The sequence below is a fragment of the Serratia ureilytica genome (genome assembly GCF_013375155.1).
GTDB lineage: Bacteria > Pseudomonadota > Gammaproteobacteria > Enterobacterales > Enterobacteriaceae > Serratia > Serratia ureilytica.
In genome coordinates, this window is sequence record NZ_JABXOF010000010.1 from 39,565 (window position 1) to 58,176 (window position 18,612).

An 18,612-nucleotide genomic window follows, 5' to 3' on the forward strand; every position below is an offset into this window, starting at 1 on the left:
GCTTCTAAAAACAATAACTCGTAAGCATACTGAATCCGCACCCGAGAGAATATTGAGTTATATTCACTTGGTTACTGCCACCAGGCGATGCCCTGTACCGTTATCATAGCCAAAACGATGTAACGCAGCGCCTTTCCGATACACAGAAACAGCGCGACAGAGCCCCAGGGCATGCGCAGCCAACCTGCCAACACGCACAACAAATCGCCCACCACCGGCACCCAGCTGAGCAACAGCGCAGCCGGGCCAAAGCGTTGCAGCCACCCGAGCGCCGTTGCCAGCCCCCGCTGTGGTTTCAACGCCGGTAACAGGCGCCCGATAATGACATTGGTCAACCCGCCAAGAGTGTTGCCCAGGGTCGCGGCCAGCACCAGCAACTCCGGCGAGACGCGACTCTGGGTCAGCAAGGCGACCAGAACGATTTCTGAATTTCCCGGCAGCAGCGTCGCACTGAGGAAGCTGCTGCCAAATAACGATATTACGGCTAGCGTACTACTCACAGCGTACGAACGTCTACCACAGCCATGCCGGCATTTTTCGCCGCCTGAATGCCAAACTCGGCGTCTTCAAACACCACGCATTTTTCCGGCGGCACGCCGATCAGTTCGGCACAGCGCAGGAAGGTATCCGGCTCCGGTTTATGGCGCTGCACGTCGTCCGCACCGACGATCGCGTCGAAGCAGTTGAACAGGCCGAGATGACGCAGCAGCATTTCCGCCATGCGGTGCTCGCTGCCGGTGCCGACCGCCATCGGACGGCGGCCGTGATAGGACTTCACCACCTCGATCAATGGCAATGGACGCACGCTATCCAGCAGCATCGCTTCCACCGCGCGCGTTTTCTCCGCCGCCAGGTGATGGGGATCGAGATCGGCCTGATGGCTGGCGATAATCGCCTGAGCGATGCGCCAGGTCGGTGAACCGCTCAGCGCCACCATGGCCGCTTCATCAAACGTCATGCCATAACGGGACAGCACTTCGCGCCACGCTTTACGGTGCGTTGGCTCAGTGTCCAGAATCGTGCCGTCCATGTCGAAAATAAGACCCTGATAGCGGTCGTACATCGTTACTCCATGATCGTTGAGGAAAGAAAACTACTTTAGCGTAAAGCCGTTGGGTTGTCGCTGACTGCGTCATAGCGGAATGTGCTGTGATCGATCGGATGCAAAGAAGGAAAGGGGTGAAGAGAGAATGGCTAAATGCTGAAAAGCGAAAAACCCGCCAAAGCGGGTTTCTCTTAGATGGTGCATCCGGGAGGATGATTCGGCGCCAACGCCTCACCCTGCGGGCCGTTGCTAAAGCAACGTTATCCTCCCCAAGGACACTTTCTTTTTACCACCCGCATGACGATTTCTCTTCGCGATACGGGAGGTTAAACATGGTGCATCCGGGAGGATTCGAACCTCCGACCGCTCGGTTCGTAGCCGAGTACTCTATCCAGCTGAGCTACGGATGCATGACTGTTTTTGCCGCTTGCCTGTTTCACGAATAACAGAAAAGCAAAAACCCGCTAAGGCGGGCTTCTCTTAGATGGTGCATCCGGGAGGATTCGAACCTCCGACCGCTCGGTTCGTAGCCGAGTACTCTATCCAGCTGAGCTACGGATGCATTACTATTTTTACCGCGTGCCGGCTTTGCTAATAAAGCCAGACTTGAAGAATGGTGCATCCGGGAGGATGATTCGGCGCTAGCGCCTCACCCTGCGGGCCGTTGCTTAAGCAACGTTATCCTCCCTGGTAACACTTTCTTTTCTTCCACCCGCTTGGAGATTGCTCTTCGCGACGAGTGAGATTAAGAATGGTGCATCCGGGAGGATTCGAACCTCCGACCGCTCGGTTCGTAGCCGAGTACTCTATCCAGCTGAGCTACGGATGCACAGGAATTCTTTTTTGATACCGTATGGTACGTTGTTACTACCCCACCATACTGCAAAATATGGTGCATCCGGGAGGATTCGAACCTCCGACCGCTCGGTTCGTAGCCGAGTACTCTATCCAGCTGAGCTACGGATGCAAATGGCGGTGAGGCGGGGATTCGAACCCCGGATGCAGCTTTTGACCGCATACTCCCTTAGCAGGGGAGCGCCTTCAGCCTCTCGGCCACCTCACCATACGCTTCTTTCGAATTGTGCCTAACTTGCTTTGGAGAAGCTCATCGGCACTGCGTGGCGCACATATTACTTTCTCCGACTTTTAAGTCAAACAATTTTTCCCAACTCATGCGCGTTTGCACAATTCGCACCCAACATGGGCGATTTCACGGCAAAAAGGGCGTTTTATCAACAGGCAACCGCAACGTCTGCAGCAATAAAGCAGGAAACTAACCGGGAAAATAATCACGAAAAAGAGAGGGGAGAACGAAAGAAGTGGGTAAAACGATGCAGTAGCGTCTCGTCTGGCAACGAGACGCTGCTTCGGAATCAGTAAGTCGTCTGCTGAGACTTCTCTGCCTGAATGCGCTGATAGATTTCTTCACGGTGAACTGAAACCTCTTTGGGGGCGTTCACACCAATACGCACCTGGTTGCCTTTTACCCCTAGCACAGTGACCGTAACCTCATCGCCAATCATGAGGGTTTCACCAACTCGACGAGTCAGAATTAACATTCTTTGCTCCTTGAAAGATTAAAAGAGTCGGGTCTCTCAGTTTCCCCGTCATTATCCATCATATGTGGTGAAAACGTAAGCCGCGCAATCCACAATAAGTGTAAGCAGACTTGGTCCCACCTCAGATAATGGTAAGTTTAGCCGACCAGAAAAACTTTGTTCCCGCAATTGTAACTAAATTGTGTTAGCACAGTATGAAAACGCCATAATCAACAAAGTATTATGGCGTTTGTCCGTGCTATTTATTTATGTTCACAGCTTTGAGGCCACCCAGGCTTCTACGCTGTTTAACGCCGCTGGCAGGGCGTTGATATCCGTCCCCCCCGCCATCGCCATATCAGGGCGACCACCGCCCTTGCCGCCGACCTGCTGCGCCACGTTGCCGATCAACTCGCCGGCTTTCACGCGGTCAGTCAGATCCTTGGTCACGCCTGCGACCAGGCTGACTTTGTCATCAGCCGTCGTCGCCAACACGATAATGGCCGAACCCAATTGATTTTTCAGGTCATCCACCATGGTGCGCAGCATTTTGGCTTCGACATTGTCCAACTGGCTGACCAACAGCTTCACGCCGTTAACCACTTTCGCCTGGCTGGACAGCGACGCGCTTTCCTGCGCCGCCTGCTGATCTTTCAGTTGCTGCAGTTCTTTTTCCAGCACGCGCGTGCGATCGAGCACCGAGCGCACTTTATCGGTCAGGTTGTTGCTGTCGCCCTTCACCAATTGAGCAACGTCTTGCAACAAATCGCTTTGCTGATGCAGCGTAGCGATAGCGCCAGCGCCGGTCACCGCTTCAATACGGCGGATGCCCGCCGCGGTGCCCGATTCGCTCAGAATGCGGAACAGGCCGATATCGCCGGTGCGGCTGGCGTGGGTGCCGCCGCACAGCTCGGTGGAGAAGTCGCCCATGGTCAGCACGCGCACGTTGTCGTCGTACTTCTCACCGAACAGCGCCATTGCGCCCTTCTCTTTCGCGTCTTCCAACGCCATCAGCTCGGTCTGCACCGGCAGGTTACGACGCACCTGCTGGTTAACCAGATCTTCCACCGCACGAATTTGTTCCGGCTTCATCGCTTCAAAATGCGAGAAGTCGAAGCGCAGGTATTTGTCGTTAACCAGAGAGCCTTTCTGCGCAACGTGCTCGCCCAACGTTTGGCGCAGCGCGGCGTGTAGCAGGTGGGTCGCGGAGTGGTTCAGACGGATGCTGTTGCGGCGCTCAGTGTCGATCTGCGCGTCCACGCGATCGTTCAGCTTCAGCGAACCTTGCGCCAGCTTGCCTTGATGGCCGATAGCCTGACCGTATTTCTGGGTGTCGTTGACCACAAACTCGGCGCCGGCGGCTTTCAGCACGCCTTTATCGCCGACCTGGCCGCCGGATTCACCGTAGAACGGCGTCTCGTCCAGCACCACCACCGCCTCTTCGCCGGCGTTGATCTGCTCGACCGGCTGGCCGTCACGGAACAGCGCGATCACCGTCGCCTGCTGCTCGTCATGATCATAGCCGCTGAACTGGCTGCTGCCGTCCACACGGATCAGGCTGTTGTAGTCGGCGCCGAAACCGCTGGATTCGCGCGCGCGGCGGCGCTGCGCTTCCATCGCTTCTTCAAAGCCCGCTTCGTCGACTTTCAGACCGCGCTCGCGGCAGACGTCTGCGGTCAGATCCACCGGGAAGCCGTAGGTGTCGTACAGACGAAAAGCGGTCTCGCCGTCCAGGGTATCGCCCTGCAGCTTGGCCAGCTCTTCGTCCAACAGCGCCAGGCCACGCTCCAGCGTGCGGGCAAACTGTTCTTCTTCGGTTTTCAGCACCTGCTCCACCAGCGATTGCTGGCGTTTCAGCTCGTCGGCCGCCGGGCCCATCACTTCGATCAGCGGCGCCACCAGCTTGTAGAAGAAGGTGTCTTTCGCGCCCAGCATGTTGCCATGACGGATCGCGCGACGAATGATGCGGCGCAGCACGTAGCCGCGGTTTTCGTTAGACGGGATCACACCGTCCGACACCAGGAAGGCGCAGGAACGAATGTGGTCGGCGATAACGCGCAGGGATTTGTTATCCAGATCGGTCGCGCCGGTCACTTTCGCCACGGCGGCGATCAGGGTGCGGAACAGATCGATCTCATAGTTGGAGTTCACATGCTGCAACACCGCCGCGATACGCTCCAGACCCATACCGGTATCCACCGAAGGCTTCGGCAGCGGCAGCATGGTGCCGTCGGACTGACGGTTGAACTGCATGAAAACGATGTTCCAGATCTCGATGTAGCGGTCGCCGTCTTCTTCCGGGCTGCCCGGAGGGCCGCCCCAGATGTGATCGCCGTGATCGTAGAAAATCTCGGTGCACGGGCCGCATGGGCCGGTATCACCCATCTGCCAGAAGTTATCTGAAGCGAAAGGCGCGCCCTTGTTATCGCCGATGCGGATAATGCGCTCGGCCGGTACGCCGATTTGCTTCTGCCAGATATCGAATGCTTCGTCATCGGTTTCATACACGGTGACCCACAGTCTCTCTTTCGGCAGGTTGAACCAGTTTTCACCGGTCAGCAGTTCCCACGCGTAGCTGATAGCATCGTGCTTGAAGTAATCGCCGAAGCTGAAGTTGCCCAGCATTTCAAAGAAGGTGTGGTGACGAGCGGTATAACCGACGTTTTCCAGGTCGTTATGCTTGCCGCCTGCGCGCACGCAGCGCTGCGAGGTGGTGGCGCGGGAATAGGCGCGTTTGTCGAGCCCCAGGAAAACATCCTTAAATTGGTTCATGCCGGCATTGGTAAACAGCAATGTCGGATCATTGTTAGGCACCAGGGAGCTGCTTGCTACAACCTGATGACCCTTACTATGAAAGAAATCGAGAAACGCTTGACGGATCTCAGCGGTGCTCTTGCTCATAATTTTCCTGGAAAGGCTAGAATAACGACACGTGAGCCGGTGGCGCGTCATCCCGACGATGACAACCAGCTCACGAACAAAAAGTGGGGATAAGATAAATTTTCTTCAGAGGGAAGTAAAACCCCGTGTGCGCTCATTGCGCAAAATCACGGTAAATTGACTGAATTTCTTCTTGGAAGAAGCCGCGATAGAGCAGATAACGCTGCACTTTGGCTTTCTCTTTCCAGTCGGTTGGCAACGTATCGCCAAATTTTCGCTGCGCCACCTGTTTCGCCTGTTCGCACCAGTCGATATCGCATTCCGCCAACGCGTCCTGCACCAGCGCTTTATCCACGCCCTTTTGCATCAGTTCGCTGCGGATGCGCTGCGCGCCATAACCTTTGCGGCTGCGGCTGCCGATGTAGCTGTGGGCGAAACGCTTATCGTCCAGCCAGTTGTGCTGGTAACAGTAGACGATAACCTGATCGATCAGCGCGGGATCTACCGGTTCTTCGGCTACCGGCGGCGGCGATGTCGGCGCATGCGGCCCCTTGCCGCCAAACCGGGCTTTCGCCACAAACGGCTGCGCCGCAAGTTTGCGGCGCAGTTCAGCTTCACTATGATCGCGTTGCGACAGCAGGCGCATGGCGCGGCTTAGCAAGTCATTCATCATTCAAGCCTGAATTCAGGGGATGTGCACCACATAAACGGCGGCGCACATCTTCAGCGATTAAAACTGCTCGCTGGTTTCCGCTTCGTCATCTTCGAAGTCGTCACCGGAGGCAGCCACCAGCTCACCGCCGCTGTGCAGCAGCAGGTCGCGCAGTTTCTTATCCAGCTCGGCGGCGATAGCCGGGTTTTCTTTCAGGAAGTTACAGGCGTTCGCCTTGCCCTGACCGATCTTCTCGCCGTTATAGCTGTACCAGGCGCCGGCTTTTTCGATCATCTTGTGCTTCACGCCCAGATCGACCAGCTCGCCACGGCTGTTGATGCCTTCGCCGTACATGATTTGGAACTCAGCCTGTTTGAACGGCGCAGCGATTTTGTTTTTCACCACTTTCACGCGGGTTTCGCTGCCCACCACTTCGTCGCCCTCTTTGATGGCACCGATACGACGGATATCCAGACGCACCGAAGCATAGAACTTCAGAGCGTTACCACCGGTAGTGGTTTCCGGGTTGCCGAACATCACACCAATTTTCATACGGATCTGGTTGATGAAGATCAGCAGGGTATTGGCATTTTTCAGGTTGCCGGCCAGCTTACGCATCGCCTGGCTCATCATGCGCGCCGCCAACCCCATGTGCGAATCGCCGATTTCACCTTCGATTTCCGCCTTCGGCGTCAACGCCGCCACGGAATCGACGATGATGACGTCAACCGCGCCGGAGCGGGTCAGCGCATCACAGATTTCCAGAGCCTGCTCGCCGGTGTCCGGCTGGGAGCACAGCAGGTTGTCGATATCGACGCCCAGCTTCTTCGCATAGATAGGATCCAGCGCGTGCTCGGCATCGATGAACGCACAGGTTTTGCCTTCGCGCTGCGCGGCGGCGATCACCTGCAGCGTCAGGGTGGTTTTACCGGACGATTCCGGACCGTAGATTTCGACGATGCGGCCCATCGGCAGGCCGCCGGCGCCCAGAGCGATATCGAGTGACAGTGAGCCGGTGGAGATGGTTTCCACGTCCATGGAGCGGTCTTCACCCAGGCGCATGATGGAGCCTTTGCCGAACTGTTTCTCAATCTGGCCCAGTGCCGCAGCTAACGCCTTTTGCTTGTTCTCATCAATAGCCATTTTTGCTCCTTCGTTTCGCAATGCCGGTGTTACCCCACACTGCCACTGAATGTATGTTGTGCAGGAAATGTCACTAATTATACTGTATGGTCATACAGTATCAAGCCTAATTTACAAAAATTCGTCGATGGCGGTTTGCAGCGCGAAAATCGTCGCCTGCAGCCGTACCGCATCGCGGTCGCCCTCGAATTGCATCTTGCGCGACAGCCCCCGGCCATCGCTGCTGGCGAAGCCGAACCACACGGTGCCGACCGGCTTTTCCGCGCTGCCGCCGTCCGGGCCGGCGATGCCGCTCACCGACAGCGCCAGATCGGCCTGCGCCGCCCGCAGCGCCCCTATGGCCATCTCGCGCACCACCTCTTCGCTGACCGCGCCATGCGCCGCCAACGTCGCTTCACTCACTCCCAGCAGGTCATGCTTCGCCGCATTGCTGTAGGTCACGAATCCGCGATCAAAATAGGCGGAGCTGCCCGCGACATCGGTAATGGCCTTGGCGATGCCGCCGCCGGTGCAGGATTCCGCGCAGGTGATCCAGCGGCCCTGCGCCTTCAGTTTTTCCCCTGCCAGCACGCTGAGCCGGCGCAGTTGGTTTTGACTCATAACCCCTCCCTCGCGAATTCAGGTATATGCGCCCGATAGTAGCATTTATCAAGGCGGCGCGGCGGCTGGCGTGCAGAAATGCGCAGCGCCTCGCAGGAGGTGCGGTTTTAAGCGCCCGGCCAAGCTGCTAGTATCAAAAGAAGCGCCCCATCGAGCGGCGGCGCACCAGCACAAGGAACATCACGGAGGCGGCACGCTGCGGCGGCGGTCTCAGGGCGCACCAGAAGAGATTAGGATGATAGAGTGAAAAAAACGTTGGGCGTATTTTTGCCGTTGTACACCACCACCCTGCTGCTGCTGTTGGGCTCAGGCCTGCTCACTACCTACGTCTCGCTGCGGCTGACCTCCATTCACGTCAGCAGCGCGCTGATCGGCGCCATCATCGCCGCCAACTACATCGGGCTGGTGATCGGCGGCAAGGTCGGCCACTTTCTCATCGCCCGCGTCGGGCATATCCGCGCCTACGTGGCCTGCGCCGGCATCATCACCGCCGCGGTGCTGGGCCACGGCCTGACGGAGTTCATTCCCGCCTGGGTCGCGCTGCGCCTGGTGATCGGCCTATGCATGATGTGTCAGTACATGGTGCTGGAGAGCTGGTTGAACGACCAGGCGGAATCCAACCAGCGCGGCATGGTGTTCGGCTTCTATATGGCGGCGACCTATCTCGGCATGTCGCTGGGCCAGATCGTGCTGATGCTGCAAAGCAATCTGGGCATCGCCACGCTGCTGGTGATCGCGCTGTGCTTCGCGCTCTGTCTGGTGCCGATCGCTCTGACTACCCGCACCAATGCGCGCCACATGTCGCCGGCGCCGATGGAACTGCGTTATTTTGTCGGCGCCATTCCCAAGGTGCTGGCCACCACGCTGGTGATCGGCATGGTCGTGGGCTCGTTTTACGGGCTGGCGCCGGTCTACGCCAGCCTGCAGTCCTTAACCACTCAGCAAACCGGCCTGTTCATGGCGCTCTCCATCTTCGCCGGGCTGGTGGCGCAATTCCCGCTCAGTTGGCTGTCGGATCGCTATAACCGCCCCTTGCTGATGCGCCTCAACGCCATTCTGCTGATCGTGGCGGCGCTGCCGCTGGCGCTGCTGCCGCACATCGATTTTCCGCTGCTGCTGGCGGTAGGATTCGTCGTCAGCATGCTGCAGTTTACGCTCTACCCGCTCGCGGTGGCGCTGGCCAACGATCTGATCGAGCCGGAGCGCCGCGTCTCGCTGGCCGCCTGTCTGCTGATGGCGTTCGGCGTCGGTGCCAGCATCGGGCCGTTGGCGGTCGGCGCGCTGATCGAGCCGCTTGGCGGCAATATTCTGTACGCCTTCTTTGCCCTGTGCGGCGTGCTGCTGGCAGCCCTGAGCCGGACGGCCAAAGCAGAGGAACCGCAGCTGGCGCAGGACGCGCCGGTGCCGCATATTGCGCTGCCGGACAGCCTCGCCAGCTCGCCGCTGTCACCGGCGCTCAATCCAACCTTCGATGAACAGATCATTCACGACACCATGCCGCCGCCGGAAGCGGCGCCCGATGTCGAGGAGCCGCAGCCCGAAGAACAGGAAGCGGAACCCTCAGCTCAGGGGGCGGATCCGGAAGAAGACACCGGTCTGAAAAAGGCGCACGCCATGCTGTAAATGGCTGCGTTACAGATCCCGGAAAGAGCCCAGCAGAAAACCGCGTTCGGCGATCGCCGCTTTCAGCGTCGGCGCGGTCAACACATCCAGCTCGGCGAGGCGCGGATGGCAATATTGGCTCTGCAGGATCGTCGCGTCGAGGAAGGCCGGGTGGCACATCATTTCCAATGACTCGGCGCCCTGCTCGTCGGCGCGCGCCAACCGCTGCAAGAACAAGGCTTCGGAAATCATTTCACCGTAGAATCCCGCGTCAAACGCGTCGGTGCTGCAGGGAGTCTGCAACGCAATGTCGCGCCGTTTCGCCTCTTCGCGATCGATGCGCAGCGGCAGATCATGCGCCAGCGCGAACGCCTCCACCAGCGGGTAAATCTGCGGCTGCATATGCACATGGTGGTGGCTGTCAATGTGCGTCGGCGGCCTGCCGAACAGCGTCACGAACCGCGCGAACTGGCGCTGCAGCTCTTCCTGAATCTCGTCCAGCGGCAGCTCGCCGGCCTCGGCGCGGCGCCACAGCCATTTGCCCAGTTCGCCGCGCTCGTTGACCAGCGAAGGCATGGCGCCCAGCGGCCTGCCATGGGTCAAAACGAAGTGCAGCCCGATCGGCAATCCGGGATATTGCCGGCTGAGCGCTGCAGCATGCTCCGCGCCGCCGCCGTTCACCATTGCCGTGGTGGAGGAAACGACGCCATGCTGATACGCCTCGATAACGCCATAGTTCTGTCCTTTGCTCAGACCGAAATCGTCGGCATTCACGATCAGTAGTTTTTCCATAGTGGCTCCCGCGGGATGAATTTTTGGCAAGGGAGGGCCGACCGACCGGTGCGGCATTCCCCTTCGCTAAGATAAAAATCAAATGATTAACCGACCGGCGCCCTGAAGCTCATCGGCATATCGACGTTGATACTGATCGGGAGCGGCCCTAAAGAGGGCCGTAACACTTTTTTCGGTAGTTGCCCGGGGTCACGTCGGTGAGCCGCTTGAAGTTTTTAATGAACAGGCTGACATCGCCATAGCCGGAATCAAAGGCGATGTCGGAGACCGAATAGTTGGTGACCTCCAGCTGCGTCTTGGCGAAGTTGATGCGGATCTCATTGATCACCTGCATCGGCGTCTTCTGGTAGTAGCGCCGCATCGCCCGGGTCAGGTACTCCTGAGTTTTCCCCGACAGCGCCACCATGTTCGCCAACGCCCGCTCGCCGAACATCGCCTTGTCATGCATGCCGGCGAGGGTGTTCTTCAGCCACTGCGGGATATCATCGCCGCCGTCGGTGTCTTCTTTATAGTGACGAATACGGCTGATCACGTAGAAGGTCAGCGTTTCGAGAAATTCGGCGAAATCGTCCTCGCGAAACTGCGGCGAACTCACCACCGATTCGATATAGGCCAAAAACTCGCTTCTCAGGCTGTAGGCCTGCGAGGCGACAAAGCAGCGCGGCAGTTGCTGCAAATAGTGCTCTTCAAAAAACGCTTTGCTGACCGCCACGTTGAAGATTTTCGTCGCGCCGAACTCGTAAAAGCTCTGGTGGTAGGAGCCGATGGGGATAAAGACGAAATCCCCGCGTTCCAGCAGCACCCGCTTGCCGTTGATCTCCTGATAGCATTTGCCGCTCAGCACGATGGTGAATTCGTAATAGTCGTGCTGATGCAGCCCGGTGGCGCTTTCCACCTTGTTATAGATAAACAGGTGAAAGTCTTTGCAGTTAAAGAAATCCTGCTCGCGAATCAGCTTCACGTCGTTCGCACTCAGCGAAATTCGGTTATCGGACACGGCCCCGGCCTCCCGTTAGTCAAATCCGTTGCGTCTGGCCGCCTCGGCAAACCAGTAGCCGCTTTTTTTGATGGTGCGCCGCTGCTCCGCCCGATCCAGCCGCACCAGCCCATAACGATTCTTGTAGGCGTTCAGCCAGGACCAGCAGTCGATAAAGGTCCACAGATGATAGCCCTTGCACTGCGAGCCTTCCGCCAGCGCGCGGTGCAGCCACTTCAGGTGATCGCGAATAAACTCGATGCGGTAATCGTCCTCCACCCGCCCATCGGCGCCGATAAACGCCTCTTCGCCCTCAACGCCCATGCCGTTTTCGGAAATATAACAAGGCAGATTGCCGTAGTTCTCTTTTAGATCCATCAGAATGTCGTACAACCCCTTCTCATAGATCTCCCAGCCGCGATGCGGATTGATTTTGCGGCCCGGCATTGCATAGTAACTGAACAAGTCCTCCGGCAGCGCGATCGGCTCCCCGGCGCGGCGCCCCGCTTTCGCCTGCACCCTGCGCGGCTGGTAGTAGTTGACGCCGAGGATATCCACCACGCCGCCTTCGAGCAGTTGCGTGTCCTGCGGTTCGCAGTAAGGCATCAGCCCATGCTGCGCCAACAGATGCAGCAACGCCGCCGGATAACGCCCTTTGGCGACCGGGTCGAGAAAGCTGCGATTGAGCAACAGATCGGCGTCGTGTGCGGCCTGCAGATCCTCCGGCGCGTCGGAGCGCGGATAGGTTGGGCTCAGGTTCAAAATGATGCCGATGCTCCCCGGCTGCCCCCGCGCTCTGAAACGCTGCACCGCCATGGCGTGCGCCAGCACGCTGTGATACGCCACGGTGACCGCCCGTTTGAAGTCCACCACGCAAGGGTAGTGCAAGTCATTCAGGTAACCGGCCTCTACCGGCACGATCGGCTCGTTGAAGGTGAACCAGTGGGTAACCCGATCGCCAAACAGGCCGAAGCAGATGTCGGCGTAACGCGCATAGGCGTCGATCACCGCCCGGCTTTCCCAGCCGCCGCGCTGCTGCATGCACAGCGGCATATCGAAGTGGTAGAGATTGATAAACGGGGTGATGCCCTGCGCCAACAGCTCGTCGATCATCGCGTTGTAGAATGCCGCCGCCAGCGGGTTCACCTCGCCGTCCCCGTCCGGGATCAGCCGTGACCACGAGATCGAGGTTCTGAAGGTATTGTGGCCCAGCGTTTTGAGCAGCCCGATATCGGTGCGGAAATGGTCATAAAAGGTCGAGGCCTCGGCCGGCCCCACCCGATCGTGAAAGCGCTCGGGCGCGATCTCGTACCAATAGTCAAAGATGTTGCGGCTCTTGCCATCGCGCGCGGCCGCCCCTTCAGACTGCGGCGCGGAGGTGGCGCTGCCCCACCAAAACCCGTCGGCAAATTGATATTCCATATTCGCGTCCCTCGCGGGGCGACCGCGCCGCCCCGTTCCACAGTTAGAATTTCAGCGCCTTGGCGATGTCTTCTTCGCTTTCCGTCGCCGCATCGATCTGGCTTTGCGCCTTGTTGGAAATCGCCACGAACGGCAGATAAATCACGGTGGCGACCGCCAGGTTGAACAAGCTCAGCAACAGGGCCATGATGCTGCCGTTGGTGTTGAAGAACGCTCCCAGGCCGACCGGCATGGTCCAGGGCGCGATGTTAGTGATCGGCGGGATCAGCCCGGAGTAGTAAGCCAGCGAGGTGATGAGGGTCAGCACCGGCTGCACCAGGATGAACGGAATAAACATCACCGGGTTCATGATCACCGGCAAACCGAACAGGATAGGTTCGTTGATCTGGAAAATGCCGGATGGCGTCGCCAGTTTGGCGACCTGGCGGTAATCTTCGCGGCGCGAGGCGATGAAGATGGCGATGATCAGGCCCAGCGTCGAACCGGTGCCGCCGAGGTAAATATAAGAGTCGACGAACGGTTTCGCCCACATGTGGAACTCTTTGCCGGCGGCCACCGCCGCCTCGACCGAACCGTATTTATTGTACAGCTCCACATTTTCCAGCGCGAAAGGCGTCATGATGCCGCTGTCCAGCGCCGCCAGCGCCATGGAACCGTGTACCCCAAAGAACCACAGCAGCGAAGAGAAAAGCACGTATACCCAGCCCACCACGCTGCCCATCTTGGCCAGCGGCGCCGAAATGCCGTCCATGATGATCTGGTGGAAGTTAGTGCCCCAGTGCGCCAGCGCGAACGCCACCAGCCCCATGATGGAGAGGATGATGAAGCCGGGGATCAGCGCCGAGAAGGAGCGCGACACCGAAGCCGGCACGCTGTCCGGCAGGCTGATCACCCAGTTGCGCCGCACGATGAAGGCAAACATCTCAGCCACCGCCAGCCCGATCACCATACCGGAAATGATGTTGGCGCCGCCCAGCCAATTGGCGCCCACCGCATAGGCCTCGCCGACGTTGAACGGCGTGACGGTCATGAAGGCCGCCACCGCCAGCAACGCCGAGGCCAGGGGATCGACCTTGCGCTCTTCGGCCAGCGCCATGCTGATAAAGAACGGCGTCATCAGGGACATGATCCCCAACGTACCGTTGTAAACGCTGCCGCCAATGCTCTTCAGGCTATTGAGCGTCTCGATGGTGGATGCGTCCAATCGCACGCCCAGCGAATAGAAGAACGATCCCTCGCCAAAGCTCAGGAACACGTTGTTGATCAACACGAACATCGCCCCGGTCAAGGTCAGCGGCATCAGACGGATAAAGCCGTTTTTGATGGCGTTGACGTGGGGCTGCTTACCGATTTTTACGGCGAAAGGCAGGATAACCTTCTCGAGCGAGGCAATGAGGGTATTCACGGCGGCCTCCTGTTATTGGTTGGCTTTCTTGATGGCGGCCACCGCGGCCTTCAGCACGCCCAGCCCATCGACCTTGCCGTACAGCAGCGGATCGATGACTTCAACAGGTTTATTGGGCAACTGTTTCTGCACTTCCGGCAGGGTGTAGGCGATCTGCGGCCCCAGCAGGATCAGATCCGCTTCAACCCCCTTCTCCGCAGCCAGCGCTTCCGGATAGGCGGCGATGATCACCGGCACTTCATATTTTTCGGCCTGCGCCTTCATTTTTGATACCAACAGGGAAGTGGACATACCGGCAGAACAAAACAGATAGATTTTTTTCTTTTCCATACCAAGCACCTCAGATAATCAAAAAAACCCGGTGTTATTTGTATGCCAGATGCAATCACGATTGCTTCACGCACATTCCTTATGAAAATTTCCGTCACGTTGCCCTGGTTACAGACAGTATACGGAGCATGAAAAAAGGATCGGTAAGCCAGAAGGAGACAGAACCGTCTCTCATTGACCTGATGGATTGACCCCCTTCACATTTCGCACAAAAAAATAGTGTGACCGGGCTCTCAAACAACCGATAAAAACTCAGAATATTCGTAATAAATAATCAAATAGCAATTATAAACAGCAAGTTATAAACTCGCTGGGAATTTAAGGGTTTATTTGCGTCTGAACAAACGGCGAGGGAATAAAAATAGTTCAAGCTTGATTCGCCTGCTGCCATCCGAACGCGATGGCAGGCGAAGAGGATTACGTGGGCAGACGCAGCAACTCAATCACCGTGGCCAGCGCCACGGAATGGTTTCTGCGGTTGGGGTAATAGAGGTAAAAACCGGGAAACGGCGCGCACCAATCGGCCAGCACCCGCCGCAGCCGCCCGCTCGCCAGGTATTCCTCTGCCTCCTGCTCGATGGCAAAAGCGATGCCGACGTTCGCCAGCGCCGCCTGCACCATCATCCTGCCGTCATCGAGTATCAACGGGCTGTTGACCGCCACGGAAAACCGCTGCTCCCCCTGCTGAAAGGCCCATTTGTAGCGCTCGCCTGAAGAAGCTTTGCGCCAACCGATGCAGCGATGCTGCAGTAAATCCTGCGGGTGCGTCGGTTCACCGTGCCGTTGAAAGTAATCCGGCGTGGCGACGATGGCAAAACGCAGATCCGGCGTCAGGCGCACCGCGCGCATATCGTTGTGCAGATCCTCGCCGAGCCGGATGCCAGCGTCAAAGCCTTGCTCGACGATGTTGGCGAACCCCTCGTCCGCCACCACTTCCAGCGTAATGCCGGGGTATTCGCTGGCCAGCCGTCCCAGATGCGGCACGATGGCGAGATCGATCGCCGAACGCGGCGCGTTGATACGCACCAGGCCGCGTGGCCCTTCGCGAAACGCATTCAGGCTCTCCAGCGCGGCGTCGATGTCGGTAAAAGCCGGCACCAGCTGCGCCAGCAGATGCTCTCCGGCCTCCGTCGGCGAGACGTTACGGGTGGTGCGGTTCAGCAGGCGAATGCCCACCTGCGCTTCAAGTTCGCGCAGGGTGTGGGTCAGCGTCGGCGGCGTCACGCCCAATCGGGCGGCGGCGCGGCGGAAGCTGCGTTCACTGGCGATAGCCACGAAGGCCGCCAGGCCGGACAGTTCGGGTTTCTTCATGCTATTGATATAAATTATCTAATAGTGAGATGAATTTTTAGCGGATAGTTATCCGTCATCTAACAACATAGCATTGCGATCGAACCCATTACCAGGTATCGATGCGATGATTAATGCTACAGCTCCAACCCATGAAACGCCGCGCCGTCTGGCGGGCAAAGTCGTACTGGTGAGCGGCGGCGGCACCGGCATCGGCCGCGCCGCCGCGCTGGCCTATGCCCGCGAAGGCGCCAACGTGGCGCTGGCCGGCCGGCGCGCGGCGGAGATCGAAGCCACGGCGCGCGATATCGCGCTGGCTGGCGGCGATGCCCTGCCCATCGTGACCGACGTCTCCCAAGAAGACGATATCCGCCGGCTACTCGCCGCGGTGACCGCCCACTACGGCCGGCTCGACGTCGCTTTCAACAACGCCGGCATCATCGGCAACTTCGCCCCCATCACCGAACAGAGCAGCGAGGATTTTGACCGGGTGATTGCCATTAACCTCAGAGGCGTCTGGCTGGCGATGAAATACGAGATTGAAACCTTCCTGGCTCAGCGGTCGGGCGGCGTGATCATCAACACCTCCTCCTGGCTGACCCACGGCGCGCTGGCCGGCTCATCCAGCTACTCCGCCAGCAAAGGGGCGCTCGATGCGATGATCCGCGCGGTGGCGCTCGAATACAGCGGCCAGGGCATCCGCGTCAACAACATCAACCCCGGCATCATCGACACGCCGATGGCGCGCGGCAGCGTAGCCGACAGCGCGGCGTTCGCGCCCTTTATCGCCCATACGCCCGCCGGCCGCCTGGGCGAATCGGAAGACATCGGCGATGTGGCGCTGTGGTTGGCGACGGACGAGGCCCGCTTCATCACCGGCCAAAGCCTGCTGGTGGACGGCGGTTACACCATCGCCGGCATGCGCTGAGGAGATGATGCCATGAACTACGTTCGGCTTGGCGACAGCGGCCTGAAAGTGTCTCGTCTCTGCCTGGGCTGCATGACCTATGGCGATCCGGCCTGGCGCCCCTGGGTGCTGAAGGAAGATGAAGCGCGCCCCTTTATCCGCGAAGCGCTGGAAGCGGGCATCAATTTTTTCGATACCGCCAACATTTACTCCGGCGGAGAAAGCGAGCGCATTCTCGGCCGCGCCCTGAAGGCGTTCGCCCGCCGCGAAGACGTGGTGATCGCCACCAAGGCCTACTTTCCGATGGACGCGCAGCCGAACAGCCGAGGGCTGTCGCGCAAGCACCTGCTGCACAGCGTCGACGCCTCTTTGCAGCGGTTGGGGACGGATTACCTCGATCTGTTTGTGCTGCACCGCTTCGACACCGAAACGCCGATCGAAGAAACCGCCGACACCCTCGACGGCCTGGTACGGGCGGGCAAGATCCGCTATCTCGGCGCCTCCTCGCTGCACGCCTGGCGCCTGATGAAAATGCTGGCCTTTCAGCGTCAGCACCGCCTGGCGCCGTTTATTTCGCTGCAAGGCCAATACAACCTGGTGACGCGTGAAGATGAAGAGGAGCTGATCCCCCTGTGTCTGGAGGAGGGGCTCAGCCTGACGCCCTGGTCGCCGCTGGCCCGCGGCGTGCTGGCTGGTTCCGGCAACGCCGGCACGCTGCGCGCCGCCACCGACGAACAGGCGCCCCGTTGGTACGGCGGCAGAAACGAAGTAGAACGCACCGTCGCAGCGGTAGCGGAGGTGGCGGCCACGCGCGGCGTTCCACCGGCGCAGATCGCGCTGGCCTGGCTGCTGGCCAAACCCGGCGTGGCGTCACCGCTGGTGGGCATGTCCAAGCCGCACCATCTGCAGGATGCGCTAGCGGCGCTTAATCTCAGCTTATCGCCGCAAGACGTGGCCGCGCTGGAGGCGCCGATGGCGCACGCTGCCCGCCCCGATCGCTGGTAGCCCCTTTTCCGTCATTCCAGGAGAGAAGACATGTCATATGCGCTTACCGCGCGAGCAGCGTTGTTCACCCTCGCCGCCGCACTCCCCCTGACCACTCCGGCGCAGGCCGCCGCCAATACCCACTGCGCCGAAAGCAGCATGACGCTGCCGCCCGGCGCGCTTTATCCCAACGGCATCGCCCGCGCGGCGGACGGCACGCTGTATGTCGGCCTGATCACCAGCGGCAACGTGCTGCGCAAGCGGCCGGGTAAAGCGTGGGAAACCTTTTTCCCTGGCGCTGACACGGTGTTCGCCTCAAACGCGCTGCGGCTGGACGAACGGCGCGGGTTGCTGTGGGGCAATTCGCCGGACTTCCTTTCCGGCGGCAAATCGCGCGCCAACCGCATCTATGCGCTGAACGTCGCCGATGGCACGCTCAACCGCAGCCTGGCGCTGCCGACGGGGGAAATGGGCAACGATATCGTGCTCGGCGCAGACGGTACGGTGTACGTGACAGAAACCCGAGGCGGCGGCATCCTGCGCCTGCGGCCGGGCGAAGCGGCATTCAGTACGCTGTTTCAGGATGCGCGGTTGGCGGCTCCGAGCGGGCTGGGCGCCGCCGGGATCGTGCTGCTCGACGATCGGCTGATGGCTGTCGCCAATTTCGGCACCGGTAAGCTTTACACTCTCAGCTATCACGATCCAAAGCCGCAGCTGACGGAAATGCAGCTGCCGCGCCTGATTGAAAACCCGGACGGAATGGGATTGGCGCCGGACGGCGCATTGATCGTGCTGGAGAACGGGATCCAGAGCGGCCAAGGGCGGATCCTGCGGATCGCGTTGCCAAAAGCGACCGGCATGCATCGGATTGAGGTTTTGCGCGAAGGCATGGAGTCGCCGGTCAACCTGACTATCACCCCACAAGGCTGCGCCTTCGTCAGCGAGTCGCGCATCCGCCACCGCCTGCTGCCCGGCCATGAAACCGAAGTGCCCGACAGCTTCCGCATCTATCAACTGCCCTTGCCTCTCACCGCCGCGCAATAACC

Annotated in this window: 18 protein-coding genes and 5 tRNA genes; 5 read left to right on the plus strand and 18 right to left on the minus strand. The window is 59.3% G+C overall.

What is annotated here, in order from left to right; genetic code table 11:
• Positions 1-71: 71 nt before the first annotated feature.
• From HWW83_RS18360 to alaS, 9 genes are all read right to left on the minus strand, one after another.
• Complete coding sequence (locus HWW83_RS18360; protein ID WP_004932520.1) at positions 72-500, minus strand: YqaA family protein; 429 nt, start codon at positions 498-500, stop codon at positions 72-74.
• Positions 497-1,063 carry a fructose-1-phosphate/6-phosphogluconate phosphatase gene (gene yqaB, locus HWW83_RS18365; protein ID WP_033641908.1) on the minus strand — a complete coding sequence of 189 codons (567 nt, stop codon included), beginning with the start codon at positions 1,061-1,063 and terminating at the stop codon, positions 497-499. Before yqaB ends, HWW83_RS18360 begins: the two co-directional genes overlap by 4 nt.
• A gap of 315 nt (positions 1,064-1,378) precedes the next feature.
• A tRNA-Arg gene (locus HWW83_RS18370) sits at positions 1,379-1,455 on the minus strand.
• 75 nt (positions 1,456-1,530) lie between these two features.
• Positions 1,531-1,607: transfer RNA gene (locus HWW83_RS18375), tRNA-Arg, on the minus strand.
• Between the two features lie 190 nt (positions 1,608-1,797).
• A tRNA-Arg gene (locus HWW83_RS18380) sits at positions 1,798-1,874 on the minus strand.
• Positions 1,875-1,935: 61 nt separating this feature from the next.
• Positions 1,936-2,012, minus strand: a tRNA-Arg gene (locus tag HWW83_RS18385).
• 3 nt (positions 2,013-2,015) lie between these two features.
• A tRNA-Ser gene (locus tag HWW83_RS18390) sits at positions 2,016-2,108 on the minus strand.
• 310 nt (positions 2,109-2,418) lie between these two features.
• A complete protein-coding gene (gene csrA, locus HWW83_RS18395; RefSeq protein ID WP_004091602.1) occupies positions 2,419-2,604 on the minus strand; it encodes a carbon storage regulator CsrA in 186 nt (61 codons plus the stop codon).
• Positions 2,605-2,856: 252 nt separating this feature from the next.
• The gene (alaS, locus tag HWW83_RS18400) at positions 2,857-5,484 is read right to left on the minus strand and encodes an alanine--tRNA ligase (protein ID WP_033641907.1); all 2,628 of its coding nucleotides are present in this window, start codon (positions 5,482-5,484) and stop codon (positions 2,857-2,859) included.
• Here alaS and HWW83_RS18405 point away from each other — a divergent pair.
• A complete protein-coding gene (locus tag HWW83_RS18405; RefSeq protein WP_162180460.1) occupies positions 5,434-5,577 on the plus strand; it encodes a hypothetical protein in 144 nt (47 codons plus the stop codon). The genes alaS and HWW83_RS18405 overlap by 51 nt on opposite strands.
• Positions 5,578-5,617: 40 nt before the next feature.
• Here HWW83_RS18405 and recX read toward each other — a convergent pair whose 3' ends face one another.
• The 3 genes from recX to pncC form a co-directional block, all read right to left on the minus strand.
• The gene (gene recX, locus HWW83_RS18410) at positions 5,618-6,133 is read right to left on the minus strand and encodes a recombination regulator RecX (protein ID WP_176589470.1); all 516 of its coding nucleotides are present in this window, start codon (positions 6,131-6,133) and stop codon (positions 5,618-5,620) included.
• A gap of 60 nt (positions 6,134-6,193) precedes the next feature.
• Positions 6,194-7,258: a recombinase RecA gene (recA, locus tag HWW83_RS18415; protein WP_004932541.1), complete on the minus strand. Its 1,065-nt coding sequence runs from the start codon at positions 7,256-7,258 to the stop codon at positions 6,194-6,196.
• Between the two features lie 111 nt (positions 7,259-7,369).
• Positions 7,370-7,858: a nicotinamide-nucleotide amidase gene (pncC, locus tag HWW83_RS18420; RefSeq protein WP_033641905.1), complete on the minus strand. Its 489-nt coding sequence runs from the start codon at positions 7,856-7,858 to the stop codon at positions 7,370-7,372.
• A gap of 243 nt (positions 7,859-8,101) precedes the next feature.
• Here pncC and HWW83_RS18425 point away from each other — a divergent pair, with 243 nt between their 5' ends.
• Positions 8,102-9,481, plus strand: a complete 1,380-nt coding sequence (locus tag HWW83_RS18425; protein WP_033641904.1) for an MFS transporter — start codon at positions 8,102-8,104, stop codon at positions 9,479-9,481.
• 9 nt (positions 9,482-9,490) lie between these two features.
• Here the strand turns inward: HWW83_RS18425 and chbG are convergent, their stop codons facing one another.
• The 6 genes from chbG to HWW83_RS18455 all read right to left on the minus strand — a co-directional run bounded on the left by chbG (position 9,491) and on the right by HWW83_RS18455 (position 15,696).
• On the minus strand, positions 9,491-10,252 hold the full coding sequence (chbG, locus tag HWW83_RS18430; RefSeq protein WP_033641902.1) for a chitin disaccharide deacetylase: 762 nt from the start codon (positions 10,250-10,252) through the stop codon (positions 9,491-9,493).
• Positions 10,253-10,400: 148 nt separating this feature from the next.
• A complete protein-coding gene (gene chbR, locus HWW83_RS18435; protein ID WP_004932550.1) occupies positions 10,401-11,249 on the minus strand; it encodes a transcriptional regulator ChbR in 849 nt (282 codons plus the stop codon).
• A 15-nt stretch (positions 11,250-11,264) separates the two neighbouring features.
• Complete coding sequence (locus HWW83_RS18440) at positions 11,265-12,650, minus strand: glycoside hydrolase family 1 protein (protein ID WP_176589471.1); 1,386 nt, start codon at positions 12,648-12,650, stop codon at positions 11,265-11,267.
• A gap of 43 nt (positions 12,651-12,693) precedes the next feature.
• Entirely contained in the window at positions 12,694-14,055 is a 1,362-nt protein-coding gene (chbC, locus tag HWW83_RS18445) for a PTS N,N'-diacetylchitobiose transporter subunit IIC (RefSeq protein WP_033641899.1), read from the minus strand.
• 12 nt (positions 14,056-14,067) lie between these two features.
• The gene (locus HWW83_RS18450; RefSeq protein ID WP_004932561.1) at positions 14,068-14,385 is read right to left on the minus strand and encodes a PTS sugar transporter subunit IIB; all 318 of its coding nucleotides are present in this window, start codon (positions 14,383-14,385) and stop codon (positions 14,068-14,070) included.
• A 417-nt stretch (positions 14,386-14,802) separates the two neighbouring features.
• Entirely contained in the window at positions 14,803-15,696 is an 894-nt protein-coding gene (locus tag HWW83_RS18455; RefSeq protein ID WP_033641897.1) for a LysR family transcriptional regulator, read from the minus strand.
• Positions 15,697-15,802: 106 nt separating this feature from the next.
• Between HWW83_RS18455 and HWW83_RS18460 the strand changes: the two genes are divergently transcribed.
• Genes HWW83_RS18460 through HWW83_RS18470 form a run of 3 tightly spaced genes read left to right on the plus strand, consistent with a single transcriptional unit; the run spans position 15,803 to position 18,610 of the window.
• A complete protein-coding gene (locus HWW83_RS18460; RefSeq protein ID WP_049866646.1) occupies positions 15,803-16,603 on the plus strand; it encodes an SDR family NAD(P)-dependent oxidoreductase in 801 nt (266 codons plus the stop codon).
• 12 nt (positions 16,604-16,615) lie between these two features.
• Complete coding sequence (locus HWW83_RS18465; RefSeq protein ID WP_033641894.1) at positions 16,616-17,587, plus strand: aldo/keto reductase; 972 nt, start codon at positions 16,616-16,618, stop codon at positions 17,585-17,587.
• Positions 17,588-17,617: 30 nt separating this feature from the next.
• The gene (locus HWW83_RS18470; protein ID WP_230079616.1) at positions 17,618-18,610 is read left to right on the plus strand and encodes a Vgb family protein; all 993 of its coding nucleotides are present in this window, start codon (positions 17,618-17,620) and stop codon (positions 18,608-18,610) included.
• Positions 18,611-18,612 lie beyond the last annotated feature (2 nt).